The organism is Bacteroides clarus YIT 12056 (genome assembly GCF_900129655.1).
GTDB lineage: Bacteria > Bacteroidota > Bacteroidia > Bacteroidales > Bacteroidaceae > Bacteroides > Bacteroides clarus.
This window is the reverse complement of sequence record NZ_FQWK01000007.1, coordinates 134,533-154,493: the sequence shown is the minus strand read 5'-3', so window position 1 is coordinate 154,493 and position 19,961 is coordinate 134,533. Positions and strand designations below refer to the sequence as shown.

Annotated in this window: 14 protein-coding genes; 2 read left to right on the top strand and 12 right to left on the bottom strand. The window is 46.3% G+C overall.

What is annotated here, in order from left to right:
- Window positions 1-20 precede the first annotated feature (20 nt).
- Window positions 21-1,094, bottom strand: coding sequence for an SMP-30/gluconolactonase/LRE family protein (locus tag BUB52_RS13810; RefSeq protein ID WP_009121792.1), 1,074 nt, complete (start codon window positions 1,092-1,094; stop codon window positions 21-23).
- 404 nt (window positions 1,095-1,498) lie between these two features.
- Here BUB52_RS13810 and BUB52_RS13805 point away from each other — a divergent pair, with 404 nt between their 5' ends.
- Entirely contained in the window at window positions 1,499-3,040 is a 1,542-nt protein-coding gene (locus BUB52_RS13805; RefSeq protein ID WP_009121793.1) for a glycine--tRNA ligase, read from the top strand.
- Between the two features lie 137 nt (window positions 3,041-3,177).
- Window positions 3,178-3,825 carry a BamJ family beta-barrel-assembly machinery protein gene (locus tag BUB52_RS13800; protein ID WP_009121794.1) on the top strand — a complete coding sequence of 216 codons (648 nt, stop codon included), beginning with the start codon at window positions 3,178-3,180 and terminating at the stop codon, window positions 3,823-3,825.
- A gap of 88 nt (window positions 3,826-3,913) precedes the next feature.
- Here BUB52_RS13800 and BUB52_RS13795 read toward each other — a convergent pair whose 3' ends face one another.
- From BUB52_RS13795 to BUB52_RS13745, 11 genes are read right to left on the bottom strand one after another with little or no spacing between them, the layout of a single operon-like run.
- Window positions 3,914-5,770 (bottom strand): serine hydrolase, encoded by a 1,857-nt coding sequence (locus BUB52_RS13795; protein ID WP_009121795.1) that lies wholly within the window; start codon window positions 5,768-5,770, stop codon window positions 3,914-3,916.
- 48 nt (window positions 5,771-5,818) lie between these two features.
- Window positions 5,819-6,634 (bottom strand): N-acetylmuramic acid 6-phosphate etherase, encoded by an 816-nt coding sequence (murQ, locus tag BUB52_RS13790; protein ID WP_009121796.1) that lies wholly within the window; start codon window positions 6,632-6,634, stop codon window positions 5,819-5,821.
- Window positions 6,635-6,686: 52 nt separating this feature from the next.
- Entirely contained in the window at window positions 6,687-7,526 is an 840-nt protein-coding gene (locus BUB52_RS13785; RefSeq protein WP_009121797.1) for a BadF/BadG/BcrA/BcrD ATPase family protein, read from the bottom strand.
- Between the two features lie 25 nt (window positions 7,527-7,551).
- Complete coding sequence (locus tag BUB52_RS13780) at window positions 7,552-8,742, bottom strand: acyltransferase family protein (RefSeq protein ID WP_009121798.1); 1,191 nt, start codon at window positions 8,740-8,742, stop codon at window positions 7,552-7,554.
- Between the two features lie 13 nt (window positions 8,743-8,755).
- Window positions 8,756-11,677 (bottom strand): FAD-binding and (Fe-S)-binding domain-containing protein, encoded by a 2,922-nt coding sequence (locus BUB52_RS13775; RefSeq protein ID WP_009121799.1) that lies wholly within the window; start codon window positions 11,675-11,677, stop codon window positions 8,756-8,758.
- A 1-nt stretch (window position 11,678) separates the two neighbouring features.
- A complete protein-coding gene (locus BUB52_RS13770; protein ID WP_039950713.1) occupies window positions 11,679-12,920 on the bottom strand; it encodes an exo-beta-N-acetylmuramidase NamZ family protein in 1,242 nt (413 codons plus the stop codon).
- 27 nt (window positions 12,921-12,947) lie between these two features.
- A complete protein-coding gene (locus BUB52_RS13765) occupies window positions 12,948-14,270 on the bottom strand; it encodes an MFS transporter (RefSeq protein WP_009121801.1) in 1,323 nt (440 codons plus the stop codon).
- 27 nt (window positions 14,271-14,297) lie between these two features.
- A complete protein-coding gene (locus tag BUB52_RS13760; protein WP_039950714.1) occupies window positions 14,298-15,620 on the bottom strand; it encodes a SpoIID/LytB domain-containing protein in 1,323 nt (440 codons plus the stop codon).
- Window positions 15,621-15,647: 27 nt separating this feature from the next.
- A complete protein-coding gene (locus BUB52_RS13755) occupies window positions 15,648-16,580 on the bottom strand; it encodes a DUF4922 domain-containing protein (RefSeq protein WP_009121803.1) in 933 nt (310 codons plus the stop codon).
- A 3-nt stretch (window positions 16,581-16,583) separates the two neighbouring features.
- Window positions 16,584-18,050, bottom strand: a complete 1,467-nt coding sequence (locus tag BUB52_RS13750) for a glycosyltransferase family 2 protein (protein WP_009121804.1) — start codon at window positions 18,048-18,050, stop codon at window positions 16,584-16,586.
- A 33-nt stretch (window positions 18,051-18,083) separates the two neighbouring features.
- Window positions 18,084-19,958: an outer membrane protein assembly factor BamB family protein gene (locus BUB52_RS13745; protein ID WP_009121805.1), complete on the bottom strand. Its 1,875-nt coding sequence runs from the start codon at window positions 19,956-19,958 to the stop codon at window positions 18,084-18,086.
- Window positions 19,959-19,961 lie beyond the last annotated feature (3 nt).

Sequence of the window (19,961 nt, the reverse complement as noted above, 5' to 3'; positions counted from 1 at the left end):
AGTATTGTCAAGAATAATTTTTAGTTATTCTCCAAGTCCAATTGCGCCAGTGTGTAAGGTTTGTCATGCTTGGTATTTATTTTGTCGGGTCCTGTAACTATGTCGAAGCATGAAATTATCAGTTTCCCATTCCATACGATTGGCTCTCCCGGTTGGTCAAGTCCACCATTACTACCGTCACAATCAGGGCTCTGCGCTATTCGAACAATCTTTCTATCAGGAGTGATGCGCGCAATAGCGTTAGCGGAAAAGTCCGCTACATACATATTATCTTTCTCGTCCATGCAAATACCGTCTGTCGTAACTAACTGTGTACTGTCTTGTGCCCATATAGTATTGGATAATACTTTTCCATTTTTATCCAGAGTGATTTTGTGAATGGAGCCATCACCAAAGTTACCCACATATAAATTACCTTTCTTATCGAACACGATACCATCTAAACCATATTGCACTTGTGGATTTCGGGTAATTACTGTTGTTAATAGATTTTTATCTTCCAGCGTATTGGTTATTTCTATATTGCAATCGTCTTCCTTGAAGCAATATACACCGCTTACCAATTTTTCTGATGGAATGGCGGATAGGGAACTTTGAGTGATATATACTTTTCCATTATGTATGCGTATCCCATTGGGATGTTCCATATTATATGCCACTGTTATCGTTTCTTGCAGTATTCCTTGCTTATCAAATATTAATTTTAACAAACGACCTTTCCTGTATCCCCGCTCACTTCCCGACCAGCCTTGATTGTCACAGATATATGAATCTCCTTTTTCGTTAAATGCAATTCCCATGGGGCAAGCGATACCTGTTTCGGGCAGTACCGGTACATCTATCCATTTGGAAATCTGTTTCTCGGAAGTGATTTTCATTAAGCAAGCAGGCATGGCCGGGTTGGCAAAATTGGGACAGGCTAATATCAAACTTCCGTCAGGAGCTATTGCCATACCATCGGGAGTAGGGCAATTATATGGAAGTTCCATAAATAATTTACTAACTTGCAGATCTTTATTTGCTTGACTATTAGAAGAAAAACAACTTGTCAACAAGAATAGGCATAATTCGGTCACTAGAAATGTTGTCTTCATATTTATATGCTTAAAAATAGATATTTCTTTTAAAACAAAATTACGGAAGATTCTTGGTTTTCAGTTTCAGAATTATCTCAATTATTTGGACTTTTATTTCGAAGTTATTCTAAAAAAGTAAAAGTTAGCTGATTACGTCTGATTGCCGTTCAGAATATAGAGGTATTATATCTTTTATCCATTTCGCAGGTTTCCTGTTATGGTTGGATTTCCTTTGGTTTCTTCTGTCTGTTATTCTTTCAGTTCATACGGCCCTTGCGATGCAACGGGCAAACGAGAACCGAAAGACAGAGGAAGAATAAGATAAATTAATACCCCCGTTGCCCTACATATAAGATAAATCCCTATCTTTGTGGCGTTTTTAGTTAAATAAAGATTTCAAATTAATTAAGATACAACAAAAAATGGCACAAGAAGACGTTTTTAAGAAACTCGTATCACACTGTAAGGAATACGGATTCGTGTTCCCTTCAAGCGACATCTACGACGGTTTGGGAGCCGTATACGATTACGGTCAGATGGGTGTGGAACTGAAAAACAACATCAAACAATACTGGTGGCAGAGCATGGTGCTGCTGCATGAAAACATAGTAGGCATTGACTCGGCTATTTTTATGCACCCCACAATCTGGAAGGCAAGCGGACACGTAGATGCGTTCAACGACCCTTTGATTGATAACCGTGATTCAAAAAAACGTTATCGTGCCGATGTATTGATTGAAGACCAACTCGCCAAATATGACGACAAGATAAACAAAGAAGTAGCCAAAGCAGCCAAACGTTTCGGTGAGGCTTTTGACGAAGCCCAGTTCCGTAGCACGAATACTCGTGTACTGGAGCATCAGGCTAAGCGTGACGCTTTGCACGAACGTTTTGCAAAAGCATTGAACGACAATAACCTTGATGAACTTCGCCAGATTATTTTGGATGAAGAAATAGTTTGCCCTATCAGCGGTACAAAGAACTGGACGGAAGTTCGTCAGTTCAACCTGATGTTTACCACCGAAATGGGTTCGACCTCGGAAGGTGCAATGAAGATTTATCTTCGTCCGGAAACCGCCCAGGGTATCTTTGTGAACTATCTGAATGTACAGAAGACCGGCCGCATGAAGATTCCTTTCGGTATCGCACAAATCGGTAAGGCTTTCCGTAACGAGATCGTTGCGCGTCAGTTCATTTTCCGTATGCGTGAGTTCGAGCAGATGGAAATGCAGTTCTTCGTAAAACCGGGTACTGAACTCGACTGGTTCAAGACTTGGAAAGCAACCCGACTGAAATGGCATAAGGCGCTGGGATTCGGCGATGACCATTATCGTTATCACGACCATGACAAGTTGGCGCACTATGCCAATGCAGCTACCGACATTGAATTCTTGATGCCTTTCGGTTTCAAAGAAGTGGAAGGTATCCACAGCCGTACGAATTTCGACTTGTCTCAGCATGAGAAATTCTCCGGCAAGAACATCAAGTATTTTGATCCGGAAACCAATGAAAGCTACACTCCGTACGTTATCGAAACCTCTATCGGCGTAGACCGTATGTTCCTTAGCATCATGTCGGCTTCTTATTGTGAGGAGCAGTTGGAGAACGGTGAAACCCGAGTTGTCTTGAAACTGCCTGCAGCATTGGCTCCGGTGAAACTGGCCGTTATGCCGCTGGTAAAGAAAGACGGACTGCCTGAAAAGGCTCGTGAGATTATCGATAACTTAAAATTCCACTTCCACTGCCAGTATGATGAGAAAGACAGTATCGGCAAGCGTTATCGCCGTCAGGACGCTATCGGTACTCCGTACTGTGTAACCGTAGACCATCAGACGCTGGAAGACAACTGTGTGACGCTGCGTAATCGTGATACAATGCAGCAGGAACGTGTGGCTATCTCCGAACTGAACAATATCATTGCAGATCGCGTAAGCATTACATCTTTGTTGAAAACGTTGCAATAAGAAATATTTTGTTTATCTGCCATTCAGAGCGTAGCGAATATACTCTCTTTATTATGAAGCGCAAAGGAGATTTTTCGCTACGTCCTGAATGACAGGTGGCAAATGTAAATAATAGTAATTCCGTAATTTATAATTAGATGAAGAGACTGTTTCTTTTGTTTTTACCTTTCTTGCTTTTCGTGGCAGGTACGTTTGTAGCTTGCGAAGAAGTGGAAGAAGCTGGAAAATATGATAATTGGCGACCGCGTAACGAAGCTTTTGTTGACTCAATCAAGGGGAAAGCCGGTGATAGACTTGTACTTACCGCAAAGGATGCTGATGAAATGGAAGAGGGTGAATTATTTGCAATACAGGTGCCGACAACCAGTACCAATATGATACCTCAGTACGCATATTGCAAGAAACTTGTGAAGAAAGAAACGGGAGAGCGTCCTAATTTTGACGGGTATAACTCTACTGTTAAGGCTTTCTATTACGGAACTCTTATTACAGGTGATGAGTTTGACGGAAACTTTGATGGTTACGGGGCTACTGACCGTGACATACCATTACCTTTATCGAGTGACTCCAAATGGCCTACCGAGTTTAATTCTTCTTCTGAGTTCACTGTATCGGAAGTAATTCCGGGATGGACATGGGCTTTGCAGTATATGCGGGTCGGTGAACGTTGGATGTTGTATATTCCTTGGCAAAGTGCATATGGTTCAAGCGGTAATTCATCCGGTACTATTCCGGGTTATACATCATTGACATTTGATGTGTATTTGGAAGGATTTGTAGAATAACTAAAATTGATATAAAAGGAAAAGGTGGTAAAGAGCAGACTTTATCACCTTTTCCTTTTTTATAAAGATTGTTTTATAAACTCTCTTGCTAAATCTTTTTTCTAATAGCTTTGACCCAGATTTTATAACCCTCTTCTTTGAGGTGTAATCCGTCTGTCGTCAGCTCCGCACGTAATACATTGCTTCCTTTTTCAGTGAATAGGGGAAAGAGGTTTATGTATGTCAGACCCTTTTCTTTGGCGAGCTCTTCTAACTGTTTGTTGATTTCCGGTATCATGTTCGTCTTGCCTGCCAGCCTTTTATAGCGACCGAAACTTTCGTTAATGGGAAGCAGGCTTTGCAGGTAGAGCTTGGTATCGGGAGATTCTTTTCGGATGCGCTCTACTGTTACACGAATCATACCGACGATGGTGTCGGTCGTTAGGTCGTGTGAAACATCGTTCACGCCGATAAGAAGGAATAATTTGGCAGGATGTCCCGGCAATATTTGATGGAGACGGTCGTATACACCCATTACTTCATCACCGATAATGCCGCGATTACGTACGTTTTTATTGCCAAGGCGGGCAGCCCAGTCGCCACCATTCTCCGTCAGACTGTTACCCAGCATTACAATGTCCTTGTTACCGATGGCGGGTTCATCCATGAACTGGAGGAAACGTTCGTAGTAATGGTCTGTATAAATACGTGGGGAGGAGTACAGAGAAGATGCTACTACATTGGCTACCAATGAACGTAAGCGTACTACACTGTGTCCGTCTTCGGGATGTACGGCATTAATCAGCAGGATTACTGAAGTGTCATTGTCGGGGTCAATCACTATGGATGTGCCGGTATAACCCGTATGTCCGTAAGTATTCGGACTGAAAAAGTCTCCGGAATTGGATGCATAGGCAGTGAAGACATCCCAGCCTAAAGAACGCCCCAAAGCAGCTGTTGAACGAGGAACTGTACGCATAGCTTTCACTCCTTGCGGACTGAGGATACGCCGCCCGTTCCATTCACCGCCATTTTGTAAAGCAGCGCACAGTATGGCAATATCTTCGGCACAGGAGAATACGCCTGCATTACCGCTGATGCCGCCATTGAGAATACGTGCGAGGGGGTCGTGTACCTGACCGCAAAGCACCTGGCCGTTGGGTTGTTTTTCCGTAGGGGCCACCCGGGTTAGTTGAAAGTCGAGGGTTGAAAGTCGGGAGTTGGCGGTGTTGACCCATTGACCGTTCTTATCACGTTGGCAAGGGAGATAATCGGTATGGTTCATACCCAATACATTGAAGATGTTTTCACGGGCAAAGTCACGCAAGGATTGGCCGCTGACGGCTTCGATAATGTGTTGCAGGGTGATGAAATTAAGACAACTGTATTGGAAGTCCGTTTGGGGTTTAAAGTCGCGTTTACAGCCGGCGATGTATTCCATTAGTCCCGTAGGGTTGGGAGAGCCGTATTTTTTTTCCAGTTCGGCTGCCGGAGCGTAAGGTGGCAGACCGGAGCTATGTGTCAGCAGGTCGGTTATACGAATGACTTTTTTGTCTTTTCCGTCCTCACTTTCCCAGTCTTTGAAGCCGGGTATATATCGGCTGACGGGATCAAGAAGGCGTATCTTTCCGCGTTCTGCTAAAATCATGGTACATATGGCAGTAGACATGGATTTGCTGCAAGACGCCATGTCGAAGATGGTATTTGCAGTCATCGGTTCCGTATTCGGATAGATCCGTTTGTTGCCATAGGCCTTCAGATAGGCCATCTTACCGTTACGCACTACCGCAAGTACGGCACCGGGAATTTCTTTATTGGCAATGGCTTCTTCGATAGCTTCGTCGGCATACATCAGTTTACGGGAATCCATTCCTACTTGTTCGGGAGCCACACGCTGTAAAGACTGCGCCATAGTAATGGCCTGCAGGCTGAACAGAAATAAAATGATACTGGTAAGTGTCTTCATATGGAGGGATTGAAAGTTAATTTGGAAAATAGAAACTTCGTTTCGCGATTATTCTTTATTCCGATACGCATCCGCTGCTTTCTTTACAGAGCCGTGCATTAGCAGGAGGGCTTTAGCCTTTCCATAGTCAAGCCCTAATTCTTCGACGAGCATACGTGTTCCGCGGTCTACCAGCTTCTTGTTGCTGAGCTGCATATTTACCATTTTGTTACCTTTTACACGGCCTAATTGTATCATTACGGAAGTGGTAATCATATTCAGAACCATTTTTTGCCCTGTACCCGATTTCATCCGGGAACTTCCCGTAACATATTCCGGACCTACAATCATCTCGATAGGCACATCGGATTCTGCTGCCATGGGAGAGTCGGGGTTGCTGGTAATACAAGCTGTCAGAATACCATGTTCGCGTGCTTCATGCAATGCGCCGATTACATAGGGAGTCGTACCGGATGCCGCTATACCGATAACAGTGTCTTTATCCGTAATGTTTCGTTCTACCAATTCTTCCCAGCCACGTTGTGCATCGTCCTCAGCATTTTCTACCGGATTGCGCAGAGCGGTATCACCACCGGCTATCAAACCGATAACCAATGTTGGAGGCATGCCGAATGTCGGCGGTATTTCAGAAGCGTCAAGTACGCCAAGACGTCCGCTTGTGCCGGCACCCATATAGAAGATACGTCCTCCCTGTTTCATGCGGGGAACAATCTGTGTCACCAGTTTTTCTATTTGAGGTATTGCCTTTTGTATGGCAAGAGCCACTTTCTGGTCTTCTCTGTTGATGTCTTCCAGTATTTCACGGACAGACTTCTTCTCCAAGTCGTTATAGAGCGAGGGTTGCTCTGAGATTTTTACAAACATAAAGCTATTTATTATTTTGTGATTTACAATTTACTATTCTCACCATACCACTTTATTTATGATATTCTATCAGTCCTTCCATCGGACTTTTGATGATAGTACCCAGTTGGATATCCATTTCTTGGGCGGCTTCTGCCAATATTGTTTTATAGTAGAAAGCTACGGAACCGATAAAATGTACTTTACTTTTGTGGTAATTTTCATATTGCATGACATTACGTTTGAGAAATGCCTTGAAGCTTCCTAACACCAATGCGCGTATGCAAGGCTCATCCAAATTCTGTGCAAGGAACGGGGAAAGGCTCGCCAAAAAACGATTAGGGAATGGCTTGCGGTAAACGCGGTCGATGATGTCGGCAGGAGTCAGGTTGAACTGTGCAAGGAACTTCTCCTTTAATTCGGGAGTCATCTGATTTTTCAGAATATCGCCCACCAATAACTTTCCCAATACGGCGCCGCTACCTTCGTCTCCGAGAATGAAACCTAACGGGGATACATTGGTTACAATCTGCTTTCCGTCATAATAGCACGAATTGGAACCTGTGCCCATGATGCAGGCGATACCTGCTTGATGTTGGCAAAGTCCGCGGGCTGCAGCAAGCATATCTGTATTTACTTCCACTTCTCCTTTTACTTGGAGATGCTTGGTAATGGCACGGTGAACCATGGCTATTTTGTCGGGAAATCCGCATCCCGCACCGTAGAAATATACAGCATCCAATGCATTCGTTTTTAACTGGGGCAACAGTGCCGTTGCAATCTCATTACTGATTTCCTCTTCCGACTGAAAGAAAGGGTTGGTCCCTTTCGTAAATATCTGCTGGATGAGCTGTCCATCCTCTACAACGCACCAATCGGTCTTTGTAGAGCCACTGTCTGCTATTAGAATCATATTGTTAGTTTTTAGGGTTTTTCGATTATAGCTTGATATAAATCTTTCGTTTGTAAAGTTGGTAGCCGATGCACCAGTTGATACCGACGAATAACAGCGCATAGGCTAATGAGCCGCCGGTTTCACCGAACACCGGCATCAATAGTATCTTATATAAGAATCCGTGTATGCTTATACTGCTTGCGCCCCACGGAAAGCTGATGCTGCCGAAGAGGATACTAAGTACACCGCCCAATACATACATGAATAAGGGGTTGACACCGAATGACTCAAAGAACAGGCTCCATTTTTTATATCCTTTCACATCGATAATCCAAATGAGGAGTGCCAGGAAACTGGAAGCCAGTCCGCAGGTGGTGAGTACAAAGGTGGGTGACCATATTTTTTTGTTGATAGGACATCCGTAGCTTAGCAGGAAACCTGAGAAGGTAAGGATGGTTCCTGCTAAAAACAGTTTGATGAGATGCGAGTTGAGCATACTTTCACGGTCTTCATTTGCTTTACCGTTTTCGAGCATCATACGGCCTACACAGAAGCCCAACAGTACGTGAGCTATGGAAGGGATAGTGCTCAGTAAACCTTCCGGGTCGATGCCGTTATCCTTGTACATATGCGCGGGGGTAAGGATGGTACGGTCTATAACGGAAAGGATATTTGTATCGTTATAGGCAAATCCGTTGCCGCAAACCAACAGGATGAAATAGCCTGTCAGGAGGGTAGCGATGAGATAGGGGATGTTGCGGTGTTTCACGGTCAGCGCAATGATAGCGGTGGCGCCATAACAGAGCGCCAGACGTTGCATGACACCCAAAATGCGGATGCGGTCGAATGTCCATACGGATTCCCATAGTTGCGCGCCGAAGCTGATGCCCTCGGTGGGAGAAGTCCAGTAATAACAGAATTTTGAGAACCAGCCGATGGCCATACCTATGAGGAAGATGAGTATGGTACGCTTTAGAATCTTCATGCCGACGGCACGGCTGAACTCGAAATTATACTTTTTCAAAGATATGTACGTGGAAATTCCCATTATGAACATGAAAAACGGAAATACAAGGTCGGTGGGGGTAAGACCGTTCCATTCCGCATGACGTAAGGGAGCATAGATGTGTGCCCATGTACCGGGATTGTTGACCATAATCATTCCTGCAATCGTGACGCCGCGAAGGATGTCAAGGGCAAGAATGCGTTTGTTTGTTTTTACTGGATTACTCATGATTGTATGTGTGTTAAGTTAGTTCCGGGTTAACGGTTACAGGTTCGGTACATTGGTCTACAAGGTAGGCGATGGACACATATGGAATGCCGGAGTTGGTTGTCAGTCCGATTTCGCAAGTACGGCTGTTTGAATAGCCGATACTGACACCGGCAGCTTCTATTTGGGGACGAAGCTTGCGCAGGGCGTATGCATTCAGTTCGGGATAGGTAAAACCCCGGTCACCGGCAAAACCGCAACAACCGACTTCCTCCGGTACAATGACCTTTGTGGAACAGAGGCGCGCCAGTGCTATAATCGTATCCGCCAGTCCCATTTTGCGCATGGAGCAGGTGATGTGAACTGCTACGGGGCGGTCAATGGGAGTGAATACCAGCTTGTCACGCAAGAAAGTATAGATAAACTCAGCCGGTTCATAAAGCTTCATTCTACGAATGGTTTCACGCATGCGATGCAGGCATGGGCTTTGATCGCATAGAACAGGGTATCTGCCTTGCTCGCTGGCTTCCCAAAGCGCTGCTTCCAACTCGGCTGTTTTGCGGTCGGCAATGTCGAGCATGCCTTTGCTTTCCCAGATTGTACCGCAACAAAGTTTTTCCATGTTTTTAGGAAAAATGACTTCGTAACCGCCTTTTTGCAGTAAAGCAATCATTTTACTTACCAATGCCTGCTCTACGGGAGATTTTTTTGGTAACCCCATAGTTTGGTTGATGCAACTCGGAAAGTAAACAACCTTGTTTTGCCGGGGGGCGGGAGTTGAGAGTTGAGAGTTGATTTTAAAAGCTTCGGGCATTGCCGGAGTCCATAAGGGGATACCGAAAGCGTTGTGCATTCCTTTGGTGATACTGCTCATGGCTTTGGTGCCTAATACGGAGTGACCGAAATCAGCCAAGCCCAATATAGGGCGCAGGGTACTCTTGATACCGGCAAAATGATTGGCGGCGAAATTGCCGACTTTATATCCAAAGCTGCCTTGCGGTATTTCCTCTTGGCGAATAACATGTGTCAGGTCGCCTGTATTGATTCCCATAGGGCAGGACATGGAGCACAGCCCGTCACCGGCACAGGTTTGGTTGCCGGGGTAACGGTATTGCTTTTCCAGCAGGGAGAGACGTTCGGGGTCTTCACCATTCTGCCGAAGGCGGGCGATTTCTCTTTGCAGTACAATGCGTTGGCGTGAGGAAAGGGTGAAACCGCAGGAAAGGCAGTTTACTTCGCAGAATCCGCATTCAATGCAACGGTTTACTTTGGCAGCCGGGCTTTCCGTATCCAAAGGTATCAGTGGCAGCGGTTTGAAGTTTTTGATGTGGCATTTCGGATCGTCATTGAAGATAACTCCGGGATTTAATAGACCTTTCGGATCGAACAGCTTTTTAACGGCTTTCATTACCTCGTAAGCAGCGTCTCCCCATTCATAACGGACAAAAGGAGCCATATTACGACCTGTACCGTGCTCTGCCTTTAGAGAACCGTCATATCTGTCTACAACCAGTGTCTTGACATCATTCATCAGGTCTTCGTAACGTTTCACCTCGGTATCGCTGCTAAAGGACTGATTGAGGATGAAATGATAGTTTCCCTCCAGTGCGTGCCCGTATATGCAGGCATCTTCGTAACCGTGGCGGGCAATGAGTTGCTGTAATTCGGCGGTTGCCTCGGGCAAATCCTCGATGTGGAAAGCCACGTCTTCGATGAGGCACGTTGTGCCCGGTTTTCGAGTTCCTCCTACGGAAGGGAAAATGCCGGAACGAATCGCCCAATATTGTGAGTATTCTTCCGGTTTGTCGGTGAAACGGACGGGTGTATAAGTTTGGAAATCAGAAAGACAACATTCTATGCCGCTGATATTCCGTTTCAGTTCTTCCGCGCTGCGGGCTTTGGTCTCGGTCAGCACGGCGGTCAGTCCGGTTTCGTCTCCCGGTTCTACACCGGGTAGGGGAGACGAACATACTTCTCCCTTATATTTCAGGAATATAGGATCGCTGACTGATGCCAAAGACTTCCAATCCAGTAGTTCCGCCCCTTTTACAATCCACTCGCCGTTGCTGTCGGTGAGTTTTTTCATGGCTACTACGGCACGGCAAGCGTCTTTGATGGTCTTGAAGTAGAGCATGGCGCTTGCTTTGAAAGGATAGTCGTACTCTGTTTGCATGGTTACTTGGGAAAGGAATGCCAATGTCCCTTCCGAACCAACCATAAGGTGGGTTATAATATCGAACGGATCGTCAAAACGGACGAAGGGAAGCAAATTAAGACCTGTTACATTCTTAATGGAATATTTGTAGCGAATGCGTTCCGCCAACTTCTCGTCGGCACGTACTTCATCGCGAAGGGTGCAAATCCGGCGTATGAAATCGCGGTGTGTCACTTCGAATGCGGCACGGCTGACACTGTCTCCGGTATCGAGCAGCGTTCCGTCCGGCAGGATGATACGGGCGGAGAGAAGTACCTTGTCGCTATTGGCGTGGGTACCGCAGTTCATGCCGGAAGCATTGTTCATGACGATACCGCCTACCATGGCGCTTTTAACGGAAGCCGGGTCCGGAGCGAATTTTCGTCCGAAGGGCGCTAACAGCTCATTTACCCGTTGTCCGATAATACCGGGTTGCAGGGTAATTTCCTTGTGGTCGGGAGATATACTGTATTTTTCCCAATGCTTGCCGGCTACAATGAGTATGGAGTCACTAATGGCTTGTCCGGACAGGCTGGTTCCTGCCGCCCGGAAAGTTACGGGCAGATTGTACAAATCAGCCAGTTTCAGCAATCGGGAGATTTCCTCTTCTCCTTCCGAACGGATTACGATTTGCGGGATGAGGCGGTAAAATCCTGCGTCTGTTCCCCAGGCCAGCCGGCGGAGTTCGTCGGTATAAATTCTTTCCTGCGGGATGAATTGTCTCGCTTCCTGCAGGAAAGCCATATAGTTACTCTTTTTCATATCACTTATACAAATAATATTGTTTCGATAGTTTGCGGAAATTTTCGACATCCTTATACCAATAGTCCCGGACATCTTCCCAACGGTTCCGTTTACTGAAACGTTCACGTATCTGCTTCGAACCGCTTACTTTATCGAACATGGAGAAACGACCTTTGTCTGCATGGTCGAATACGGCGCGGTCGGGATAGAGTGCGGCTACTTCCTGCATAACGAGAAACTGTATTTCACTGAGCGGAGCTTTGCCGAAATCCATGATATGTACTTGCACGCCTTGCAGTAATTCTCCTTTGCCTACGGAGTAGAAGGGTTTCAGGTACATCGGTCGGAAAATAACACCCGGTACGTTCAGATTATTCAGGTTCCCGGCGAGTTTTTCAGCCTCTACCCATGGAGCGGCAAACATTTGGAACGGAATCGTGTAACCTACTCCGATGGACATGTAGCCCAGTTCGCCTAGAATACCGCTGACGGGATAGAAAAACGCGGAATGCGGATGTGGAATGTGCGGGGAAGAAGGCACCCATTGCAATCCGGTCTGTGTATAGTCCATTTTGCGCTTCCAGCCTTTCATCTTTACAACCTGCAGTTTACATTGCTTACCCTCTTTCAACATCTTTTCTCCATTCAACATTAAAGCCAACTCACCGCAAGTGAGACCGTAAAGATACGGAATTTTAAATTGGCTGACAAAAGAAACACAGTCATCTTCCGTCAGATTACCTTCAATCTTCAGTCCGCCTACGGGATTGGGACGGTCCAATACGATAAGTTCTTTCCCATTCTCGGCAGCGGCTTCCATGGCCAGTCCCATGGTACTGATATATGTGAACGAGCGGCAACCGATGTCCTGGATGTCATATACCAGTACATCGATGTCTTTCAGCATTTCCGGTGTTGCTTTGCGTGTACTTCCGTACAGGGAATAAACGGGCAGTCCGGTAGAAGCGTCTTTCATGTCCGTTACATGGTCGCCGGCATGCACGTCGCCGCGTACGCCATGCTCCGGGCCATAGAGAGCCACAAGATTTACGTTCGGTGCCTCGTGCAGAATATCAATCGTGGATTTCATATGGTTGTCTACTCCGGTGGGATTGGTGATTAATCCTACACGCTTACCTTCCAGGCATTTGAAGTTTTGTTCTTTCAATACTTCAATGCCGGTTTTTATTCTGATTTTCTGTGCCTGCACCATGCTTCCGCAGAGGATACAAATCAGGCAGATTGTCATTATCTTCTTCATAATCATTTACTAATCATTAATCACTACTTACTTTTTTCCATATTCCGGGTCTATTCTTCTGTCGGCGAAAACGGTAACTATCACAGTGGCGATACAACAAATGATTACCATCCAGAAGAAGTTGGTATAGCCGATAGCTTCTTGGATGTAGCCCGCAAACATACCCGGAATCATCATACTCAATGCCATGAATGCGGTACAGATGGCATAGTGGGATGTTTTGAACTCTCCTTCGGAAAAGTACATCATATAGAGCATATAGGCTGTGAAACCGAATCCGTAACCGAATTGTTCGATGGCAATGGCCGTGGATATGGCAAACAGGTTTTCGGGTTGGCAGATAGCCAGATAAACGAAGGTCAGACAAGGCAGCGTCATACAAGCCGCCATCCACCAAATGGATTTCTTTAATCCTATACGTGATGCGAATAGTCCGCCGAGAATACCCCCCAACGTGAGGAATATCACTCCGATAGTACCATATACGATACCTACTTCTGCTGTGGATAGCTCTAAGCCGCCCGCTTCTTTGCCGGCAACGAGAAACGGCATGCACATTTTGATGAGGAATGCCTCGGGCAGACGGTAGAGAAGCATGAATATAATGGCAAGCAATACGCCGGGTTTAGTGAAATAGGTAGCGAATGTACGCCCGAACTCCTTGAAAATGGCTTTTGCACCGGCTGTTCCCGGTGCCAGGACAGACTTGTCGGAAGCGGGTTTGGGTATCGCAAAGAGATGGTAGAGACTTACCGCACTGAACATGACGGCTGTAACCAGCATCGTGATCGTCCATGATAACGGAATGTTGTCGTATTTCAGTTCGATGGCTCCGGCGATAGCTACGAGTACTCCTTGTCCGAAAATGGATGCAAGGCGGTAGAAAGTGCTTCGGATGCCGACAAACTCTGCCTGCTCGCCCGATTTTAGCGCCAGCATATAGAAACCGTCCGCTGCAATGTCGTGTGTAGCGGAGGCAAATGCCGTGATGATAAATAATATCAGCGTGAGGGTAAACATACTGATAGGAGTGGTTCCGGCCGCCATGGTCGCTTCATCCGGCCGCGGTATGGTCAACGTCAGCAAGATAAAAGCTATCGACATCAGAATCTGCATGGAGACAACCCACCATCTTTTGGTTTTGATGATATCGACAAACGGGCTCCAGAAAGGTTTGATGGTCCAAGGTAAATACAACAGACTGGTAAATAACGCCATATCTCCATTGGGAACGCCCATTTTGGCAAACATCAGTACGGAGATGTTGTTCACGATAAAGTAGGGAATACCTTGTGCGAAATACAAAGTAGGAACCCATACCCAAGGTGATATTTTCTTGATATTGTTCATTCTATTAATTGTTTTTCTGTTATTAGATTAGTCATATAGTTTGTCAATGTTCGCGCCGATATAGTAGTGCAACAGTATAGCGTCATATCCATATCCTTGTTCGCCCATTACGGCAGCGCCTATCTGGCAGAGTCCTACGCCGTGTCCCCAGCCTGCTCCGGTGAGGATAAAGCGTCCGGGTATACCTGCTTCCGACAACTCTGTGCGGTCTACGACAAATGCGGAACTGTAAAGGTGCGAAGGAGAGAGCGTCCGGCGGATTTCCAATTCTTTTCCGATGGTCAGTGTTTTCTTTGTACCGACAATCTTCAGTTTCCACAAGCGTCCGGAAGTGCCGCGGGCAATAGGAACAAGGTCAATAATCTGCCCGTAGTCTATGCCGGAACGTTTCAGGATGAGGGCGGAGAGCTCGTCTTGGGTGTATTCTACTTTCCAACGATAGAAATCCGTAGTCTCTTGGTCGTAATTGTTGAGTACCTGCGACAGGATTTTCTTATCCGTGGTGTTGCAAAACGCTTCGGGAGAAGTACGTATCCATCGGTCGGCCTCGGTTTCCTGCGTCAAGTCGGGTAACTTTCCACTATCAACTTTATAGTCGCGTTGCTTGGCAAGATAAGGGTATTTAATATCTTCCCAGCAATATTGAAACTCTTCGAAAGCGCCGCCGCAACATTTGGAGAAACGGGCATCGCAGATTTTTCCTTCCGAGGTAAGTACCTGTCCCCGGGTGGCGGCTATCGCCTGTTTGACTATATCGGTAGAGGCGCGGGTTATTCCCTGATAGCGTTGGCAATGGTCGTCTGCGCATACGTCGAAATGAGTATGGTCTTCACGGTCGTACCAGCGGATGAGTTCTTCGTCTGTTTGGGTGAAAGCGGAATAATCGGTTTGCGCTTCTGCGATTTCTTTGTTTTTCCGTATCTGTGCCAACAGCCAGCTACGCGAAATGACTGCATGGGCTTTCAGTAGCTCCAAAGAAGCCGTTGCGCTCATTTCACTGGAAATGACACTGGTCAGATAGTCTTCGACATGGATGACATTGATACCCGTCAGTTTGCCGTTTTCCACAATAATCTTTAAGGAGCCCTGAAAGCGTTGGTCTTCTTTCCGTTCCCAATGGAAATTTATGCCGATAGTTACATCCAGCAATTCGAATGCCGCGGCAGATTCCTGCAGGGGTTCAAATAGCAACTCGTCATATTGACGGCCGTTCCAAAGGATTTTGCCTTCGTCATAGGTGACAACTTGCTTGCCGCTGACTTCCTTGCCGGATATGCGGTAAGGAGCTAACAGGACAAACTCTATCTGTGGTTCGAATAATATACCAACTTCTACTTTGGGCTCTTTCATACTCATTTGTTTAAGGAATAACGGATATTATATTTGTTCTTTGATACGTTGACGTATTTTTTGGAAATCTGCCGGTGAAAGGCATACTTCGCTTAATATTTGCGCAATATCCTCTGCCGTTATTTTGATAAAATCTTTCTCGACAGGCGTAATGAATACACCGCCTAAGTCAACGGATGCGGGACTGCTCAGCAGATTGGCATCGCCCTCGGCTGTGTAACAGGCCGGACGGTGCTTGGCGCGGGGAAAGATGAAAACAATCCATTTACCGGCTTCGTACATGGCGAGAACGTTCATCATCGGTTCATCTTCACCAGGTTGTATATCCAGAGAGTGATAGACGATATCGAACAGTTTGAGCGCTGTTTTCCGGTCGGCAGACTCAATGACAAGGGTAGTACGCGGGGAGTCGTTCAGATACCAGAGGGTGGCCTGACCGTAGTCCGCGACTTTGCCCGCCACTTGTTCGCGCCAGTCTTGCTCGATAGGCATGAAGCCTTTGTTGCCGGCTTGGAAATGTGCATGGTCGGGAGCGGAAGCTCCGCATTTAGGTCCGTTATAAAAGATTGTATAATCGGTCAGTTGCTGTGCCAGGTCCAGCATATCTCCGAAACGGAGAGCTATGCGTTGGTCGACGTGGGCGGTTTCCGGTATGGTCAGGTGACGGGGAAATATAGGAAACGGATTGACCAATATATTATAATGCCCTTCAAACGGAACGCCTCTTTGTTCTGCCGGCAGGTTGGCAGGGCAGAGAAAACATTTGCGTTCCTTTATGGATTTGGCATCTACTTTGGCTCCGGAAGACACAATACGTGCCGGATTGAACTGCACCTTATAAGGAATGCCGTTTACATTCAGCTCTTTTACTTGCACTCCGGAAAGGGCGGCGTAGTTGTTACGCGCCATTTCCCAAGAAGCAAGTTGCTCGGTCAGAAGATTGTGTATTGTCTGGTTCATATATTATTTCTTGTTTTTCTTGTTCATTGCCACGCGTGCCTGCAATTCCCAAGTGCGGATCCGGTCTTTATATAAGTTGTGTCCGTTCATCTTAACGATGTCTAATGAGGCGTCTGAATTGTCGTCCCAGCGGCGGCAGTTATAGACAACATCATAAACACGGCCTATCTGGTACTGACGTGAGAAGTTCAATCCCAGGGCATAGTCTTCACCATAGCTTGTGTTAGGTACTTTTACCTCGCGCAGTACCGGAGTATAGAATGCGCGCGGTGCGCCCAAACCATTGATGCGGAGAGCATTGTTCCGTCCGTTCTCCGGTGTCCATTCTTTATGGTCGATGATACCCGGAGCAATCATATTCATGTTGAAATCCGTCATCATGTAAGTACCCACCACCATGGCGCAATTCTGTTCATAGAAAGCGCGTACCATTGTAGTCAGCGTGTTTTCATTGGCATATACATCGTCACTGTCCAGTTGCACGGCAAATTTGCCGCATTTGGGGTGGTGTACGCCCATATTCCAACAACCGCCGATGCCAAGGTCGTTACGTTCAGGGATAATATGGATGAGACGCTCGTCGTTCTTAAATTCATCAATGGCCTCTGTCGTACCGTCTGTGGAATGATTATCGATGATGATAAGGTTGAACTTGAAATCTGTCTTTTGGCTTAAAACGGATTGGATGGCATCGCGAATGGTGCGTATACGGTTACGTACGGGGATGATAACAGATGCCTCGTATTCAAAATTACCGGCGGAAAATTCAATCTGTTTGAATTCCGGTTTCAGATAACCGCCGATTTCTTTCAGATGCTCCGTACATGCTTTTTCCATTTCAATCTGACGGTCACGGTTCTTCGGATCGACATAATCAAAAATCTTTTCACCGCTTTTACGGGTATCGTTTTCTACTTCGCTGTACAGATACTCGTTGATATGTACAAGGTCGGCTTTTTGGCTTAATTTCAAACGTAAGTCGTAGAGGCCTGCAAAGTCGTAATCGGATATGAGACGGCCGGCGGCTTCTTTCAGTTTAGAGGTATTGAAAAGGAGCACCGAACCGAAGTTGAAATCATCTCTCAACGAACCGAATTGATAGTCTATGACGGGGGCATTCGTTTGTTTACCGTCAGCTATCTGGTAATGGTCGGCATAGACCATTCCTGCATCCGAATCTTCTGCGATGTGCATCATGCGTTCCAATGCGAACATGCCCAGTTCAAGAGTAGTCTCTTTGGTGTAAAGCAATGTATATTCCGCATCTGCTTTTTGGGCTATGGCTCTCATGGTAGTACTGCAGTAGGGCATATCTACAGATAAAAGTTCACAACCGGGCAGTGGCTCAAGGGTGGAGTCGGTCGTTACTAAACGGATGTTTCCAACGAGACCTGTAGCCTGCAATCCTTGTACTGTCTTTTCAGCTTGTTCTTTTCCTGCGTAGGGAATAAAGCAATCAATCTTCTTCATATCTATAAGGTGTTATTTTTTAATTCTCAATTTTTATTTTTTAAATTTCAGCAGTCCGGTTTCTCCACCGGTGGCGGTAAACAATACCCGGTTGTTACCAAGCGGAACCACGGTACTTATAAGCGAGTTACCGATTTTGTGTTTCCACAATACTTTGCCTGTTTTGGCTTCCAATGCGAAGATAAGCCCTTCTTTGGTACTTCCAAATACGATGCCTTCTTTCTCTACCTGCATGGAAGGGGCATGTTCGTAGCCGAAACCGACGTTGGATGCCCATAATTCGTGCGGTTGGTCACCTTTGGCGGAATAACAGACGATACTGTCGTTCATTGTTTTGCTGTAAATACGTTCTCCGTCTTCGGACAATCCTATCGTTTCCCGTACCATAGACTGGAAAGTGCGCCACACGGTATTACCTGTTTTCAGGTCAATGGCAGTCATGGCACGTTGCGGATCGGTAATAAACACCTTTCCGTCCGAGGCTACCGGCCATACGGCCGCCGGAGAAAAATGCATACGGGTCAGCCCGCCCGTCCATTTCCATAGTTCCTTGCCGTCTGCCTTATCCAATGCATATAGGGTGTTGTCCCATGCGCCGAAAATCACTTTATTGTCTGTTACCAGAGGTTTGGTTTCAATATAGCCTTTTACGCCTGCGAAGTTCCACTTTACGTCTCCCGTGTGGATGTTTACGGCACGGAATGTATGGTCGCTGGCGCCGATATAGGCAATGCCGTTGTCTATGGTTACCGCGCCTAATACGGGAGCGGCGGCTTTTACCGTCCATAATAAGTTTCCGTTTTGAGCGTTCAAGCCATATATCTTACAATCTGCAGAGCCGAAAACGACAATCCCCTCACTTACGGCAGGTGTTCCGACTATTCTTTTTCCGGATTGGAAGCTCCATAACTTCTTACCGTTTTTAAGGGCGTAGGCTGTCAGATATCCCATGTCGTCACCAACGAATACTTTATCCTTTTCCACAGCCGGCGAACAATAAATGCCTGCTCCGGTTTGTACCAACCATTGCTCTTTCACCTGTGCATACTCCTTGTTTACGGAGAAGTCCGGATATTTATCGGCTTTCCCGTTACGGTCGTAGTATGATTCTGTCAGAGAGAAAGCAGCCCATTTCTTTTTGGGCTCTCCAATACGTTGGGTATAGACCAGAATGGAATCTTTCGTTATTTCATAGATACCATAACCGGGTTTCTCATCCTTGTCACGCAGATTGCTGCGCATCAGAATGCCCGGAATGCCGTCATAGCGTAAGTCACGGTTGCGGTGATAATGGCCGCCGATAAATAAACGTATATTATACGGGCGTACGGCATCTGTTACCTCATACCAGTTGTCCACATCTCCTTCTGTCATCGGATAGTGTGTAACAAGGATTACCGGGTTGTTCTTTCTGGGATTACCGGTATTGTACCGGCTCATTCTTTCCGTCATCCAGCGTATATCTTGAGGAACGACGTGTCCGTATGCCATACGCATCAGCGGACCGGAATTAAAACCTAAAAACAGGAATCCTTTGTGTTCGAAATCAAATCGCTCGCCGCCGAATATTTCTCCGAAAGCGGTACAGCCGGAATCGCTCCATTTGGTTTCGTGATTACCCAACGCTACATAGTATTTTACTTTCAGCAGGTCAAGGCATGATTTTACTTTCTCCATGGTCGCACGGTCACCTTCTTCGGTAAGGTCGCCTGTTACCAATACGAAATCAAGGCTGTCGGTTGCGTTGATTTGGGCGATAGACCGTAACAAATCCTCTGTCGGATTGGGATTGTTCGGGCTTAAGTGAATATCCGTCAACTGTGCGAAACGGAACGTTCCCTGTTGTGCCCGGACCGTAAACGACAGCAGGCAAACAAACAGGACGCTGATGAATAGTCTTCGATTCATAGA

Excerpts from the sequence above, each read along its gene's own strand:
- BUB52_RS13795 (WP_009121795.1), bottom strand. The coding sequence starts at position 5,770 with ATGAAGACACTTACCAGTATCATTTTATTTCTGTTCAGCCTGCAGGCC.
- BUB52_RS13800 (WP_009121794.1), top strand. The coding sequence starts at position 3,178 with ATGAAGAGACTGTTTCTTTTGTTTTTACCTTTCTTGCTTTTCGTGGCA.
- BUB52_RS13755 (WP_009121803.1), bottom strand. The coding sequence starts at position 16,580 with ATGAACCAGACAATACACAATCTTCTGACCGAGCAACTTGCTTCTTGG.
- BUB52_RS13760 (WP_039950714.1), bottom strand. The coding sequence starts at position 15,620 with ATGAAAGAGCCCAAAGTAGAAGTTGGTATATTATTCGAACCACAGATA.
- BUB52_RS13765 (WP_009121801.1), bottom strand. The coding sequence starts at position 14,270 with ATGAACAATATCAAGAAAATATCACCTTGGGTATGGGTTCCTACTTTG.
- BUB52_RS13775 (WP_009121799.1), bottom strand. The coding sequence starts at position 11,677 with ATGAAAAAGAGTAACTATATGGCTTTCCTGCAGGAAGCGAGACAATTC.
- BUB52_RS13780 (WP_009121798.1), bottom strand. The coding sequence starts at position 8,742 with ATGAGTAATCCAGTAAAAACAAACAAACGCATTCTTGCCCTTGACATC.
- BUB52_RS13805 (WP_009121793.1), top strand. The coding sequence starts at position 1,499 with ATGGCACAAGAAGACGTTTTTAAGAAACTCGTATCACACTGTAAGGAA.
- BUB52_RS13750 (WP_009121804.1), bottom strand. The coding sequence starts at position 18,050 with ATGAAGAAGATTGATTGCTTTATTCCCTACGCAGGAAAAGAACAAGCT.
- BUB52_RS13745 (WP_009121805.1), bottom strand. The coding sequence starts at position 19,958 with ATGAATCGAAGACTATTCATCAGCGTCCTGTTTGTTTGCCTGCTGTCG.
- BUB52_RS13770 (WP_039950713.1), bottom strand. The coding sequence starts at position 12,920 with ATGAAGAAGATAATGACAATCTGCCTGATTTGTATCCTCTGCGGAAGC.
- murQ (WP_009121796.1), bottom strand. The coding sequence starts at position 6,634 with ATGTTTGTAAAAATCTCAGAGCAACCCTCGCTCTATAACGACTTGGAG.
- BUB52_RS13810 (WP_009121792.1), bottom strand. The coding sequence starts at position 1,094 with ATGAAGACAACATTTCTAGTGACCGAATTATGCCTATTCTTGTTGACA.
- BUB52_RS13785 (WP_009121797.1), bottom strand. The coding sequence starts at position 7,526 with ATGATTCTAATAGCAGACAGTGGCTCTACAAAGACCGATTGGTGCGTT.